The organism is Streptomyces sp. HUAS YS2 (genome assembly GCF_033343995.1).
Lineage (GTDB): Bacteria > Actinomycetota > Actinomycetes > Streptomycetales > Streptomycetaceae > Streptomyces > Streptomyces solicathayae.
In genome coordinates this window covers 6690501-6704144 of sequence record NZ_CP137573.1, presented here as the reverse complement: position 1 = coordinate 6704144, position 13644 = coordinate 6690501, and the positions used below count along the sequence as shown (strand labels likewise).

Genomic DNA, 13644 nt, shown 5'->3' with positions numbered 1-13644 from the left:
GTGGTTACGCGGGGCGGTTACGCATGGAACGGAAGGCCGGCGTCGGCGGCCAGCTCCAGGTCGTCCCCGTCCGGCGGCGGGAGGAGGGTGGCGGAGCCGTCTGTCACCGGGACGACGCCGAGGTCGAGCAGCTCGGCCATGGCGGCGGTGCCGGCCATGTCGCGGACCTGGAGCTGGTAGCGGGCGGTGGTGCGGTACGCGCCGCCCGCGTCGTCACCGGTGCGCTGGAGGAAGCCGGAGTCGGTGAGGAAGGCGACGGCCTTGCCGACGATGCCGGTGGTGGAGCCGGCGAGGCGGCGGGCGTCCTTGGTGGCGCCGGTGGCGCTGCGGCGGGCGTAGATCCGCCAGGCGGCCTCCAGGCCGGGGGCGTCGGTGGCGGGGTCGGTGTTCTCGCCCTGCTCCTCGGCGCGCTCTTCGAGCCGGCGGCAGGCCTGGCGTACGAACGCGTCGACGCCGTTGACGGTGAGGCGGCCGATGTACGAGTCGTCCGCGAGGTCCTCGGGACGGGGGAACGCCATGGCGGCGACGGCGAGGTGGGCGAGGCCGTGCAGGAACCGGTCGGCGGAGTCGGTGTTGGCGCGGCGGGCGTAGTCGCCCATGCGGACGGCGAAGACGGAGTCCTCGCCGGCGGTGACGGCCATGCCGGCGCGCGGCGAGACCTCCAGGACGACGAGGCCGAGGCCGGTGGCGACGGCGTCGGCGAGGCGTGCGAAGGCGGGGTCCTCGCGGTAGCGGCGGAGCAGCTCGGCGTACTCGGCGTCGCGGGCCGGGAGCAGCTTGGGCTGGAGCCCGAAGGACACGAGCCGCGCGGCGTCGGCGGCGTCGGCGGGCGTGACGCCCCCGCTCGGCGCGGGCGCGGCGGCCTGCGGGACCTCGGGCTCGCTCCACGCGGCGGCGTGCTCGGCGTGGTGGTCGCTCACGGCTGGGACTCCTCGGCGGGTACGGACTTGCTTGCGGAACGCTTCAGTGGCAGCGCGACGGGCTGCACGGCCGGCAGTACGGGCGGCGGCTCGGCGGGCGACGGCTCGGTGAGCCGCACGACCCGCACGTACGGCCGCGCGACGGGCACCGTCGCGCCCCCGACGTCGACCCGCACGACCCGCGCCCGCGGCGCGGGGCCGTCAGCGCCTTCGGCGCGGGGGTCGGCCGCGGCCGACGAGGGGGCGGCGACGGGTGCAGCGCCGTCGGCGGCCTCGGCCGGAGTGGTCGGCGCACCGGTCACGGCGCTCGGGGCGGTGCCGGATCCGGCCTGCGGCGGGGCGGCTGCGCCGTCCCGCGGGCCGGGTACCGCCGCGGCAGCGGGCTCCCCGCCACCGGCACCAGGAACCGCCGCGTCCACGTGCGCGTGCGCCGCCGTCTCCCGCGGGTCGACGGCCGGGATCTGGCGGTCCTCCGGCACGGCCCCGGTCGCCGAGGTCCCCCGGGGCTCCGGGACCACGGGCTCCGCGGCCTCGTCCGTCGTGGCGGTCTCCGCCGCCTTCGCCGTCGTCACGCCGACTCCGTGCGGTCCGCGGCCATGCCGACCGCGTCGAGGAGGGCCGTGCCGACGATCAGGTCGGCGCCGCCGAATTCGGGGTCGTTCAGTTCCGTGCCGTCGTCCACGGCGAAGAGGAGGCGCTCCTCGCCCTGGCGGTAGGCCGTGCCGACCGGGGGGCTCGCGGCGTGGACCGCGAGGAGGGCGACCAGGTACGGGAGGTCCGGGTCGCGGCGGCGGGCGTCGGCGAGGAGACCGGAGAGGCGGCGCGGGGCGTCGTGCTCCAGGTCGAGGAGTTCCATCGCGCTCGCGAGCTGCTCCTCGCTGAAGCGGCTGTCGTCGGGCGTCGCGATCAGGTCCGGTTCGGGCATCTCCGCGCCCAGGTGCTCCCGCTCCACGGGCGGGGTGAGCAGCATCTCCACCAGGTCCCCCACGCGTACCGACACGGGCGTGCGCAGGCCCGTGCCGCGGGCGAAGAACGCGTCGGTGACGCGCGTCGCCTGCTCGACGGGGAGCGGCAGCAGCGGTGCGACCAGCTGGCCGTACAGGTCGATGCCGGTGTACGCCGTCGGCGTGGCGAACGCCTGCCGGTCCTGTTCGGCCCGGAACAGCGGCCCGGCCTCCAGAAGCCTGGACTGCAGCTGGGTGTGGCGGCGGATGCAGTCCTTGACTATGTCGACGAGCTCCGCCGCCCGGCGCTTGTTCTCCTGCTCCTCGGCCTCGTCGCGGGCCTTGCGGATGTTCGTCAGGATCGCGTTCTCGTGCCGGTAGCGGTCGGCCACGTGGTCCAGCGCCTCGGCGATCATGTCGGGCACGGCGTTGAGCCAGTCGACCGCGCGGACGTTGCGCCGCGTCGCCTCCAGCGTCTTCCGGAGCGTCTCCGCGTACTGGACCGTCCGGTACCGGGCCTGCTCGGCCGCGAGCTGGGCGTCGGCCAGCCGGCCGCGGCTGATCAGGACCTCCAGCTTGACCTCGGCGGCGATCTGCGCGCTGGTGACGTCCGTGTCGAGCGCGCCGACGAGGACGTTGACCGCCTCGTCCGTCGTCCGGAGGTACACGCCGCCGCCGTAGCCGGGGACCTCCTCGATGAGCTTGAAGTCGTAGTCCCGCCGGACGTACACCCCGTCGGGCCCGAACGTGCCGTAGACGGCGCGGAAGCCTCGGTCGACGCTGCCGACGTTGATCAGGTTCTCCAGGACCCAGCGGGCCACCCGCTCGTGCTCGGCGACGGGGCGCCCGGGGGCCTGCGCGGCGACGCGCGGCAGCAGGCGGGCGACGATCTGCTCGTGGTCCGCGCCCGTGTCGAAGTCCATGTTGAGCGTGACGAGGTCGATCGCGGCGAGCGCGACCTCGGCCATCGCGTAGACCGAGTACTCGCCCGCGAGATTCGCCTTGCGGGTGTCCAGGTCGTGCAGCGGAGCGGTGCACGCGAGCGCGCGGAGCCGCCGCGCCAGCCCCTCGTCGGCGGCCGGGCCCTGCGCGGGGCGCGGCCCCGCGCTGAGCTGGGGCGGAACGAATTCCGTCGAGGCAGGCGAAGTCACGGTGCACAGATTAGGTCCTGGAACTGACATGGGTCGAAACGGCGCAGATGCGACCGGCCCCGCCGGCGGCTCGCCAACGGGCCCGCGCCGCACGGGACGTGACCGGTGTCACGCCTCCCCGACGCCGGGTCCCGCCCCGGACCCCGTGCCCGGTCCTGCGCCCGGCGCCGCCACCGACCGGGCGTAGACCTCGACCATCCCGTCCCGCGAGTCGTCGAGGTAGCGCGCGAGCAGTCGTTCCGCCGCCGCCCGTTCCCCCGCGGCAAGCGCGTCCAGAATCTCCCGGTTCCGTACGAGATAGGGCTCGTGCAGCCCGCGCGTGTCGTCCACGACGTGGAAGGCGAGCCGGAGTTCGGCGAGCACGCCCCGCATCAGCTCGTCGGTGCGGGCGCTGCCGGCCAGCGCGACGAGTTCGCGGTGGAAGTGGATGTTGGCGGTGGCGGCGCCGGTCCAGTCCCCGGCACGGGCGGCCTCCTCCCCCTCCGCGACGGTCTCGGCGAGGGCGTCGAGCGCGTACGGGGGCCGCCCGAGGCCGCGCACTACGGCGCACTCGACGAGCCGGCGGGTGCGGTAGATGTCGGCGACGTCGTCCACGGCGAGCACCCGGACGAAGACCCCGCGGTTCAGTTCGTGGACGAGCAGCCGTTCGTGCGTGAGCAGCCGGAACGCCTCGCGAAGGGTGTTGCGGGAGACCCCGAGCGCGCCACCGATGCTCTCCTCGGAGAGCCGGGCGCCTGGCCGGAAGAAGCCCTCGGCGATCCGGCCGCGCAGGATGTCCGCGACCCGCTCGGCCGTGCTCGTGCGCCCGAGCAGCGCCCGGTCGCCCGCCAGCCCGTCGGCCACCTCGTCGGTCCCGCCCACCACGCCCCGCCTCTCCTCGCGTCTCCCGCCGAGTCAACCGCAAAGCGGTGGACGCGACAACATGCCTCTTGTCGGATTGTTCAACAATCCCCTACCTTGAGGGAGCGACCGCACAGCACCGGCAGGAGGGACACCACCCCATGACGTGGGCCTCGATCGACCTCAACGCCGACCTCGGCGAGGGCTTCGGCCGCTGGCGGCTGACCGAGGACGAGCAGCTGCTGTCGGTGGTCACCAGCGCCAACGTGGCCTGTGGCTTCCACGCCGGGGACGCGGTCACGATGCGCCGGGTCTGCGCGCTGGCGGCCGAGCGCGGGGTGCGGATCGGCGCCCAGGTGTCGTACCGCGACCTGGCCGGCTTCGGCCGCCGCTCGATGGACGTCCCGGCCGAGGAGCTGACCGCGGAGGTCGCGTACCAGATCGGCGCACTGCAGGTGTTCGCGCGGGCGGCCGGCACGCGGGTCTCGTACGTCAAGCCGCACGGCGCGCTCTACAACCGGGTGGTGCGCGACGAGGAGCAGGCGGGCGCGGTCGTGGACGGCGTACTGCTCAGTGGAGAACGGCTGCCGCTGCTCGGGCTGCCCGGGTCGCGGCTGCACACGGTCGCGGAGAAGGCCGGACTCCCGGTGGTCACCGAGGCGTTCGGCGACCGGGCGTACACGGCGGAGGGCACCCTCGTGCCCCGGGGACAGGAGGGCGCCGTCGTCACCGACCCGTCCCAGGTCGTCGAACGGTCGGTTTCCATGGCCCGGTTCGGGACGGTCACCTCGCACTGCGGGCGGTCGGTCGCGGTGCGGGCGCGGTCGCTGTGCCTGCACGGTGACACCCCGGGGGCGGTCGACCTCGCCCGCCGGGTGCGGGAGCGCCTCGAGACCTCCGGAGTGCGCGTGGAGGCGTTCGTATGAGGACGCGGCCGGTCGGCGACCACGCGCTGCTGGTCGAGCTGGACGACGGCGCCCAGGTCCGCGCGCTGCACACGGAGTTGCTGCGGCGGCGGGCGGCCGGCGCGCTGCCTGCCGTTCGGGAGATCGTGCCGGCGGCCCGGACCGTGCTGCTCGACGGCCTGGCCGAGACGCGCCGGCTCGCCGCCGAACTGCCCGGCTGGGACCTGGCCGAGCTGCCCGAGCGGGCCGCCGACCCGGTCGTCGTGCCGGTCCGCTACGACGGGCCGGACCTCGCCGAGGTCGCCGCACTGTGGGGGGTCTCGCCCGAGGCGGCGGTACGGATCCACAGCGCGGCCGAATTCACCGTCGCGTTCTGCGGGTTCGCGCCCGGGTTCGGGTACCTGACAGGGCTCGGCGCGCGGTACGAGGTGCCGCGCCGGGCCACTCCGCGCACCGCCGTACCGGCGGGGGCGGTCGCGCTGGCGGGGCCGTACACCGGGGTGTACCCGCGCTCGTCGCCCGGTGGCTGGCAGCTGATCGGCAGCACGGACGCGGTCCTGTGGGACACGGCGCGGGAGCCCGCCGCGCTGCTCTCCCCCGGCACGCCCGTGCGGTTCACGGCGGCCGGCCGATGACCGACCGCGCGTTCGCCGTCGTACGGGCCGGGGCGCTCACCACCGTGCAGGACCAGGGGCGGCCCGGACACGCCCACCTCGGGGTGCCGCGGTCCGGCGCGCTCGACCCCGGCGCGGCGCGGCTGGTCAACCGGCTGGTCGGCAACCCGGAGGGGGCGGCGGTCCTGGAGACGACGGTCACCGGCTGCGCGGTACGGCCGCGCGGCGCGGTGACGGTCGCGGTCGGCGGCGCGCCGTGCCCGGTGACCGTGGACGGCCGCCCCGCCGCCTGGGGTGCGCCGGTACGCGTCCCCGCCGGGGCGCTCCTGGAGGTGGGCGCGGCGGTGCGCGGGCTGCGGTCGTACGTGGGCTTCGGCGGCGGGATCGCGGTGGAGCCCGTACTCGGCAGCCGGTCGGCCGATCTGCTGTCCGGGCTAGGGCCGGAGCCGCTGACGGACGGGGCCGTGGTGCCGCTGGGAGCAGCCTCTTTCGTACCGGGAGCTGTCGGTGCGGCTCCCTGGCCGGGGCCGCCGGAGATCCTCGTGCTGCGCGCGCGGCTCGGGCCGCGGGACGGGTGGTTCACGGGCGAGGCGCTGCGGACGCTGGCCTCGGCGACGTTCCGCGTGTCCTCGGCGAGCAACCGGATCGGGCTGCGCACGGAGGGGCCGGCGCTGGAGCGGGCCGTTGCCGGCGAGCTGCCCAGCGAGGGCATGGTCTCGGGCGCGGTCCAAGTCCCGCCGGACGGGCGGCCGGTGGTGTTCCTCGCCGATCACCCGACGACCGGCGGCTATCCGGTGATCGCCGTCGTCCGGGAGGACGACCTGGCCGCGGCGGCGCAGGCCCGGCCGGGGACGCCGGTGCGGTTCCTGCCGTACCGGTGAGGCCCCTGGGGTGGGCGGTCCCGTGCGCGAAGCGGTCTCCGGGGTTGTGCCCACTCGTTCCGCCCCGCGAACGCATGCCCGCAACGGTTCAAGAGGCCGTCGGTGCGCAGCCGCCGCCTTCCGGCCCTGGCGGACTGCCGTACCCCCCGCCACCCGGCGTGCGCAGGATCAGGACGTCGTCGGGGCCGACCTCGACCGTGGCCACCCCCTCCAGGCGCTCGGTCGTGCCGTCGGCGCGCCGCACCTCGTTCTCGCCGAGGGCGCCGGGCGCGCCGCCCGCCATGCCGTACGGGGGGACGCGACGGTGGCCGGTCAGCAGGGCGACGGTCATGGGCTCCAGGAAGCGCAGGCGGCGCACCACGCCGTCGCCGCCGTGCGTGCGGCCCTGGCCGCCGCTGCCGCGCCGTACCTCGAACGCGTCGACGCGGACCGGGTAGCGCCACTCCAGGATCTCCGGGTCGGTGAGCCGGGAGTTGGTCATGTGGGTCTGGACGGCGTCCGCGCCGTCGAAGCCGTCGCCCGCGCCGGAGCCGCTGGCCACCGTCTCGTAGTACTGGACGCGGTCGTTGCCGAAGGTCAGGTTGTTCATGGTGCCCGAGCCCTCGGCCTGGACGCCGAGGGCCGCGTACAGGGCGCCGGTCACCGCCTGGGACGTCTCGACGTTGCCGGCGACGGTGGCCGCCGGGTACGCGGGCGCGAGCATCGACCCGTCCGGCACGCGCACCTCAAGGGGTTCCAGGCAGCCGCTGTTGAGCGGGATGTCGTCGTCGACGAGGGTGCGGAAGACGTACAGGACGGCCGCCGTCACCACGGACTTCGGCGCGTTGAAGTTGCCGGGCTGCTCCGGCGAGGTACCGGTGAAGTCCAGTACCGCGGACCGGCCTTCCCGGTCGACGCGGACCGCGACCTCGATGACCGCGCCGCCGTCGGTCTCGTAGCGGTACGAGCCGTCGCGCAGCCCCGCGACGATCCGGCGCACCGACTCCTCCGCGTTGTCACGGACGTGCCGCATGTACGCCTGGACGACGTCGAGGCCGAACTGGTCGACCATTCCGCGGAGTTCCTCGATGCCCTTCTCGTTGGCGGCGATCTGGGCGCGCAGGTCGGCGAGGTTGGTGTCGGGGTCGCGGGACGGGTGCGCGGCGCCGGTGAGCAGGGCGCGGGTCTCGTCCTCGCGGAGCCTCCCGTCCCGCACGAGCAGCCAGTTGTCGAAGAGGACGCCCTCCTCGTGGACGGTCCGGCTGAACGCGGGCATGGAGCCGGGGGTGATGCCGCCGATCTCGGCGTGGTGGCCGCGGGAGGCGACGAGGAAGCGCAGGTCGGCGCCGTCGGGGCCGAACACGGGGGTGACGACGGTGACGTCGGGCAGGTGGGTGCCGCCGTGGTACGGGTCGTTGATCGCGTAGACGTCCCCGGGGCGCAGGTCGCCGGCGCGGCGGCGCAGCACCTCCTTGATCGACTCGCCCATGGAGCCGAGGTGGACGGGGATGTGCGGGGCGTTGGCGATCAGGTTGCCCTCGGCGTCGAACAGGGCGCAGGAGAAGTCGAGGCGTTCCTTGATGTTGACGGAGTGGGCGGTGTTCTCCAGGCGGACGCCCATCTGCTCGGCGATCGCCATGAAGAGGTTGTTGAAGACCTCCAGGAGGACCGGGTCGACTTCGGTGCCGACGGCGACGCGGGCGGGCCGGGCCGTGGCGCGGGTGAGCCGCAGGTGGCCCTGTTCGGTGGCGGTGGCCTGCCAGCCGGGGTCGACGACGGTGGTGGCGTCCGCCTCGGCGACGATCGCGGGGCCGGTGACGGTGTCGCCGGGGCGGAGGTCGGCGCGGCGGTACAGCGGGGTGTCACGGGGATCGCCGTCGGTGTGCGTGGTGACGGTGTCGTACGGGGTGAGGGGGCCGGGGCGGGCTGACCGGTCGGCGGTGACCGGCTCGTGCGGGCCTGCGGCGCCGGTCGCCTCGACCTGGACGGCCTCGACGACGAGCGGCTTGTCCATGGTGAACGAGTACCGGGCGCGGTGGACGGCGGTGAACGCCTCGGTCATCCGGTCGACCGGGCCGAGCGGGACGGGCAGGCTCGCGTCGGTGCCGGCGTACCGCAGCAGGACGCGGGCCCGCGTGCCGATCGCCGTGTCGGGGAGGCCGTCGGCGCGGAGTTCGGCGCGGGTGCGGTCGGCGAGTTCGGCGCACAGCTCCTCGACGTGGGCGAGCGCGGCGGCGTCGAGTTCGGTCTCGACGGACTGCTCGCGCAGGGCGGTGGCGTCGGCGAGGCCGATGCCGTACGCGGAGAGGACGCCGGCGAGCGGCGGGACGAGGACGGTGTCGATGCCGAGGGCGTCGGCGACCGCGCAGGCGTGCTGGCCGCCGGCGCCGCCGAAGCTGGTCAGGGCGTAGCGGGTGACGTCGTGGCCGCGCTGGACGGAGATCTTCTTCACGGCGTTGGCCATGTTGAGGACGGCGATCTCCAGGAAGCCGGCGGCGACCTCCTCGGGGCTCCGGCCGCCACCGACCTCGTCGGCGAGGGCGGTGAACTTCTCCCGTACGACGTCGGCGTCGAGCGGCTGGTCGCCGTCCGGGCCGAAGACGGCGGGGAAGTGGGCGGGTTGGACCCGGCCGAGCATCACATTGGCGTCGGTGACGGTCAGCGGGCCGCCGCGGCGGTAGCAGGCAGGGCCGGGGACGGCTCCGGCCGAGTCGGGTCCGACGCGGTAGCGGCGGCCGTCGAAGTGCAGCACCGAGCCGCCACCGGCCGCGACGGTGTGGATGTTCATCATCGGCGCGCGCATCCGGACGCCGGCGACCTGGGTGCCGAGTTCGCGCTCGAACTCGCCCGCGTAGTGGGAGACGTCGGTGGAGGTGCCGCCCATGTCGAAGCCGATGACCCGGTCGTGGCCGGCCTGCCGGGACGTACGGGCCATGCCGACGACGCCGCCGGCCGGGCCGGACAGGACGGCGTCCTTGCCGCGGAAGTGGGCGGCCTCGCGCAGCCCGCCGTTGGACTGCATGAACATCAGCCGGATTCCGGCGAGTTCGCGGGCCACCTCGTCGACGTAGCGGCGCAGGATCGGCGAGAGGTAGGCGTCGACGACGGTGGTGTCGCCGCGCGGCACGAGCTTGATCAGCGGGCTGACCTCGTGCGAGCAGCTGACCTGCGGGAACCCGGCGGCGCGGGCGAGGGCGGCGATCCGTGCCTCGTGGTCCGGGTGGCGGTAGCCGTGCAGCAGGACGACGGCGGCGCTGCGGTAGCCGTCGGTGTGGGCGGTGCGCAGGGCGGCGGCGACTGCGTCCTCGTCGAGCGGGCGGACGACGCGGCCGTGCGCGTCGACCCGTTCGGGAACCTCGACGACCCGCTCGTACACCGCCTCGGGCAGGACGATGTGCCGGTCGAACAGGCGGGGGCGGTTCTGGTAGGCGATGCGGAGCGCGTCGCGGAAGCCCTCGGTGACGAGCAGGACGGTGGGTTCGCCGCGGCGCTCCAGGAGGGCGTTGGTGGCGACGGTCGTGCCCATCTTGACGACGTCGATCCGGTCGGCGGGGACCGGGTCGTCGGGGCCGAGGCCGAGGAGCAGGCGGATGCCGGCGACGGCGGCGTCCTGGTGGCGGGCGGGGTCGTGCGAGAGCAGCTTGCGGGTGACGAGGCGGCCGTCCGGGCGGCGTCCCACGACGTCGGTGAAGGTGCCGCCACGGTCGATCCAGAACTCCCAGCGCCCGGTCATTCCCCCATTCTGGCGCGGGGGACGTCGAGTGACACGGCCGCGAGTGCGGCGTTCAGGGCGTGTTCGGCGCGGTGGTCGAGCCGGACGCCGGTGCCCTGGGCCCAGTGGCGGAGCTCTGCGCCGGCGAGGACCAGCAGCTGGGGCAGCAGGTCGTGGCAGCGCCGGACGACCCAGCCGGTGCCGGAGGTGGCGAGCCAGAGCAGGGTGTCGGCGCGATTGGGCGGCGGCTGGGTGGGTTCGCGGGCGGGCGGCGCACCGTGGGCGAAGCCCTCGGCGGTGAGCAGCGCGTGGAACCGGGCGGCGATGGCCCGGTGCCCCCGCTCGCCCGGGTGCAGCCGGTCGGCGCTCCACAGGGTGCGGTCGTCGGTCCAGCCGGGGTCGGCGAGGTGGAGGTGGACGGTGCGGTGCCGGCCGCACAGGGCGTGTACGACGGCGTTGACGGCCCGCTGACGGCGGGCGAGCGGCCGGGCGAGCGGCGGGGGCAGGCCGAGCATCCGGCCGGGGTCGGGCAGGCAGGCGGTGAGGAGGACGGTCCCGGTGGCGGCGAGGTCGCCGCAGGTCCGGTCGAGGCTGCCGGCGAGCTGTGCGATGTCGAAGGTCCGGCGGAGTGTGTCGTTCACGCCGACGACGACGGCGGCCAGGTGCGGCCGGAACGCAAGGGCCCGCGGGGCCTGGGAGGCGGCGACGTCCGCGCTGAGGGCTCCGCTGACGGCGAAGTTCCGGAACTCCACGGGGTGTTCGGGACCGCCGAGATGCTCGGCGAGCAGCGCGCCCCAGCCGCGCCACCGGCCGTCGACCCGGTCTCCGACGCCCTCGCTGAGGGAGTCGCCGAGGACGGCGAAGCGGATCGTCTCCGGAGCGGCGGGGCGGCCGGGGGGCCGGTCGGGTCCCCGGGCCGGTCTCTGCGCCGGGGCCGGGGCCGGAACCGGTGGGGTGTCGGTCGTCGTCATCGGGAGGCTCCCTCGGTGGTGAGGGCGTCGTGGGCGCGGAGGAAGGCGGCGGTCGAGCGGTCCCAGGAGAAGAGTTCGGCGCGGGTACGGGCGCGGGCGCGGCGCGCGGGTTCGGGTGCGGCGAGCAGCGTGCGGATCGCGGCGGCGAAGGCCGCGGGGTCGTCGGGGGCGGACGCGCCCGCGTCCCCGAGGACCTCGGGGAGCGCCGAGGACGCGCTCGCCACGACGGGGGTGCCGCAGGCCAGCGCCTCCAGGGCGGACAGGCCGAAGGTCTCGGCCGGTCCGGGGGCGACGCAGATGTCCGCGGCGGCCTGGAGGTCGGCGAGCGCCTCGCGGTCGGCGACGTGTCCGAGGAACCGGACCGGCAGCCCGCGGGCCCGTGCCCGCCGTTCCAGGGCGGCCCGCAGCGGCCCCTCGCCGGCCACCACGAGGGCGGCCGGGACCCCCGCCGCGCGCAGCTCCTCCAGCGCGTCCAGTGCCGTGCCGGGCCGCTTCTCCACCGACAGGCGCGAGCAGAGCAGCAGCAGGACCGGTGCGCCGTCCGCGTACCGGGCCCGCGGCACGGCGCCGCGGCGGTCCGGGCGGCAGCGGTCGAGGTCCACGCCGAGCGGGGCGCGGACGACGTTGCGCGCCCCGATGCGGACGAACTCGCGCTCCGCCCACTCGGTCGTGCACACGATCCGCGAGTACGCCCAGGCGCTGCGCCGGTTGAGGCGGTCCGCCGCGCGCGCGGCGGCGGCGGGCGGCACGCCCCAGGTGCGGAGCACGCCGTCGGCGGTCTCGTGGGACACCATCACGGACGGGACGCGGGCGCGCCGCGCCCACTCCCCCGTCCAGCGCAGGGTCGTCCGGTCGTTGACCTCCAGGCGGTCCGGCGCGAGCTCGTCGAGCAGCCGCCGGACCCGGCCCCGGTCGGCGAGCGCGCGGTAGCCGCCGGTGCCGGGCAGGACGGTCCCTGGGAGCGTGACGATCCGGCCCTGCTCGGTGATCCGGTCGTCGTACGCCGTGCCGGGGACGACGAGCACCGGTTCGTGGCCGGCGGCGAGGTAGCCCCGGCCCAGCCGGTCGAGGGCGGTCCGCAGGCCGCCCGAGGTGGGGGTCACGAAGTTGGCCACCCGTACGATCCGCAGCCCGCGGGAGCCGCGCGGGCCGCCTATGCCGTCTATGCCGCTCATGCCGCCACCGCCGTGCGACGGGCGTCCAGGATCTCCGTGTAGTGGCCGAGGAGCTGGTCACCGACGGCCTCCCACGTGCGGGTCCGTACGGCCGCGCGGGCGGCGCGGCCGTGGACCGCGCGGAGGTCGGCGGAGGCCGTGAGCGCGGCGACCGCGGCGCGGAGGGCCTCCGGGTCGTCGGGCGGTACCAGGAAGCCGGTGGTGCGGTGGTCGACGAGGTCGAGGGGGCCGCCGGCGGCGGGGGCGACGACGGGCACGCCGCTCGCCATCGCCTCCTGGACGGTCTGGCAGAAGGTCTCGTACGGGCCGGTGTGCGCGAACACGTCGAGCGAGGCGAAGATCCGGGCCAGTTCGTCGCCGGTGCGCCGCCCCAGGAACACCGCGCCGGGCAGGGTGGCCCGCAGCCCGGACTCGCTCGGCCCGTCGCCGACCACGACGACGCGGACTCCCGGCAGCCCGCACACCCCGGCGAGGAGGTCGACGCGCTTCTCGGGGGCGAGCCGGCCCACGTACCCGACGAGCACCTCGCCGCCGGGCGCGAGGGTGCGGCGCAGGGCCTCGTCGCGCCGCTCCGGGTGGAACCGGACGGCGTCGACGCCCCGCTGCCAGAGCCGTACCCGGGGGACGCCGTGCTCCTCCAGGTCCCGTACGGCCGCGGAGGAGGGCGCGAGGGTCCGGTCGGCGGCGGCGTGCACGGCGCGCAGCCGCCGCCACGCGGCGGCCTCGCCGGCGCCGACGTAGGTACGCGCGTAACCGGCGAGGTCGGTCTGGTAGACGGCGACGGCGGGGATGCCGAGCCGGGCGGCGGCGGTCATGCCGCGCACGCCGAGCACGAAGGGGCTGGCGAGGTGCACGACGTCCGCGCGGTGCGCGGCGATCGCGGCCGCCACGCGGCGGCTCGGCAGGGCGACTCTGACCTGCGGATATCCGGGGAGCGGCAGGGACGGGACGCGCACCACGGGGCAGGGTGCGGCGGCGTCCGGGGCGGCGGCCGCGCCGGCGTGCGGCGCGGCCGGGGCTATCACGAGCGGGTCATGACCGCGCCGGACGAGATGCCGGGCGGTCTGCAGGGCGCAGTGCGCCACACCGTTGACGTCGGGGGGAAAGGATTCGGTGACGATGACGACACGCATACCCGTGTTGTCGTCGGGCCCGGGGTTCCCCCTTCAACGTGGATCTTTCCGCCCGCCGAACGTCCCATGAGCGTTTCCCCCGCCCTTGCGCGGGGGCGAGGGCGGGCCGGGGCCTCTCCACGTAAGCGGCTTCGCGCCGCACGCCGACGGCCCGGAGCCACGGCGCTGCGCGTGCTCCGCCGGGCACCGGGCGGGGCCCGCGCGGCGGGCTACGACCGCGCCGGGCGACACCACCCGCGCGCCGGGCCGGGGCCCCGGCCCGGCGGTGCTACCGGTCCCGGGCCGATCGGCCGGCGGTCGGCCGGTCGCCGATCGGAAGCCGGGGCGCCGACCGAGCCGGTCGGGCCTGCGAGTGCCCTGGTCCCGGTCCGGTCGGGCGGCCCCGGGACCGGTCGCGACCGTCCGGTCGGACTCGGACC

The 13644-nt window shown here is 76.0% G+C and carries 11 protein-coding genes; 3 read left to right on the top strand and 8 right to left on the bottom strand.

What is annotated here, in order from left to right; genetic code table 11:
• Positions 1–17 precede the first annotated feature (17 nt).
• The 4 genes from R2D22_RS31090 to R2D22_RS31075 all read right to left on the bottom strand — a co-directional run bounded on the left by R2D22_RS31090 (position 18) and on the right by R2D22_RS31075 (position 3876).
• Positions 18–920: a hypothetical protein gene (locus R2D22_RS31090; protein ID WP_318108239.1), complete on the bottom strand. Its 903-nt coding sequence runs from the start codon at positions 918–920 to the stop codon at positions 18–20.
• A complete protein-coding gene (locus R2D22_RS31085) occupies positions 917–1492 on the bottom strand; it encodes a hypothetical protein (protein WP_318108238.1) in 576 nt (191 codons plus the stop codon). The genes R2D22_RS31090 and R2D22_RS31085 overlap by 4 nt, the downstream gene beginning before the upstream one ends.
• Positions 1489–3015 carry a hypothetical protein gene (locus tag R2D22_RS31080; protein ID WP_318108237.1) on the bottom strand — a complete coding sequence of 509 codons (1527 nt, stop codon included), beginning with the start codon at positions 3013–3015 and terminating at the stop codon, positions 1489–1491. Before R2D22_RS31080 ends, R2D22_RS31085 begins: the two co-directional genes overlap by 4 nt.
• A gap of 108 nt (positions 3016–3123) precedes the next feature.
• On the bottom strand, positions 3124–3876 hold the full coding sequence (locus tag R2D22_RS31075; protein ID WP_318110098.1) for a GntR family transcriptional regulator: 753 nt from the start codon (positions 3874–3876) through the stop codon (positions 3124–3126).
• Positions 3877–4016: 140 nt separating this feature from the next.
• Here R2D22_RS31075 and R2D22_RS31070 point away from each other — a divergent pair, with 140 nt between their 5' ends.
• Genes R2D22_RS31070 through R2D22_RS31060 form a run of 3 tightly spaced genes read left to right on the top strand, consistent with a single transcriptional unit; the run spans position 4017 to position 6255 of the window.
• Entirely contained in the window at positions 4017–4781 is a 765-nt protein-coding gene (locus tag R2D22_RS31070; protein ID WP_318108235.1) for a LamB/YcsF family protein, read from the top strand.
• Positions 4778–5395 carry a 5-oxoprolinase subunit B family protein gene (locus tag R2D22_RS31065; RefSeq protein ID WP_318108233.1) on the top strand — a complete coding sequence of 206 codons (618 nt, stop codon included), beginning with the start codon at positions 4778–4780 and terminating at the stop codon, positions 5393–5395. Before R2D22_RS31070 ends, R2D22_RS31065 begins: the two co-directional genes overlap by 4 nt.
• Positions 5392–6255, top strand: a complete 864-nt coding sequence (locus tag R2D22_RS31060) for a 5-oxoprolinase subunit C family protein (RefSeq protein ID WP_318108232.1) — start codon at positions 5392–5394, stop codon at positions 6253–6255. The genes R2D22_RS31065 and R2D22_RS31060 overlap by 4 nt, the downstream gene beginning before the upstream one ends.
• A gap of 88 nt (positions 6256–6343) precedes the next feature.
• Here the strand turns inward: R2D22_RS31060 and R2D22_RS31055 are convergent, their stop codons facing one another.
• Genes R2D22_RS31055 through R2D22_RS31040 form a run of 4 tightly spaced genes read right to left on the bottom strand, consistent with a single transcriptional unit; the run spans position 6344 to position 13225 of the window.
• The gene (locus tag R2D22_RS31055; protein WP_318108230.1) at positions 6344–9967 is read right to left on the bottom strand and encodes a hydantoinase B/oxoprolinase family protein; all 3624 of its coding nucleotides are present in this window, start codon (positions 9965–9967) and stop codon (positions 6344–6346) included.
• Positions 9964–10917, bottom strand: coding sequence for an SGNH/GDSL hydrolase family protein (locus tag R2D22_RS31050; RefSeq protein ID WP_318108228.1), 954 nt, complete (start codon positions 10915–10917; stop codon positions 9964–9966). Before R2D22_RS31050 ends, R2D22_RS31055 begins: the two co-directional genes overlap by 4 nt.
• The gene (locus R2D22_RS31045) at positions 10914–12092 is read right to left on the bottom strand and encodes a glycosyltransferase (protein ID WP_318108227.1); all 1179 of its coding nucleotides are present in this window, start codon (positions 12090–12092) and stop codon (positions 10914–10916) included. The genes R2D22_RS31050 and R2D22_RS31045 overlap by 4 nt, the downstream gene beginning before the upstream one ends.
• Complete coding sequence (locus tag R2D22_RS31040; protein WP_318108226.1) at positions 12089–13225, bottom strand: glycosyltransferase family 4 protein; 1137 nt, start codon at positions 13223–13225, stop codon at positions 12089–12091. The genes R2D22_RS31045 and R2D22_RS31040 overlap by 4 nt, the downstream gene beginning before the upstream one ends.
• Positions 13226–13644 lie beyond the last annotated feature (419 nt).

Coding starts and splice junctions, on each gene's coding strand:
- R2D22_RS31065 (WP_318108233.1), top strand. CDS start 4,778: ATGAGGACGCGGCCGGTCGGCGACCACGCGCTGCTGGTCGAGCTGGAC.
- R2D22_RS31060 (WP_318108232.1), top strand. CDS start 5,392: ATGACCGACCGCGCGTTCGCCGTCGTACGGGCCGGGGCGCTCACCACC.
- R2D22_RS31070 (WP_318108235.1), top strand. CDS start 4,017: ATGACGTGGGCCTCGATCGACCTCAACGCCGACCTCGGCGAGGGCTTC.
- R2D22_RS31040 (WP_318108226.1), bottom strand. CDS start 13,225: ATGCGTGTCGTCATCGTCACCGAATCCTTTCCCCCCGACGTCAACGGT.
- R2D22_RS31055 (WP_318108230.1), bottom strand. CDS start 9,967: ATGACCGGGCGCTGGGAGTTCTGGATCGACCGTGGCGGCACCTTCACC.
- R2D22_RS31050 (WP_318108228.1), bottom strand. CDS start 10,917: ATGACGACGACCGACACCCCACCGGTTCCGGCCCCGGCCCCGGCGCAG.
- R2D22_RS31045 (WP_318108227.1), bottom strand. CDS start 12,092: ATGAGCGGCATAGACGGCATAGGCGGCCCGCGCGGCTCCCGCGGGCTG.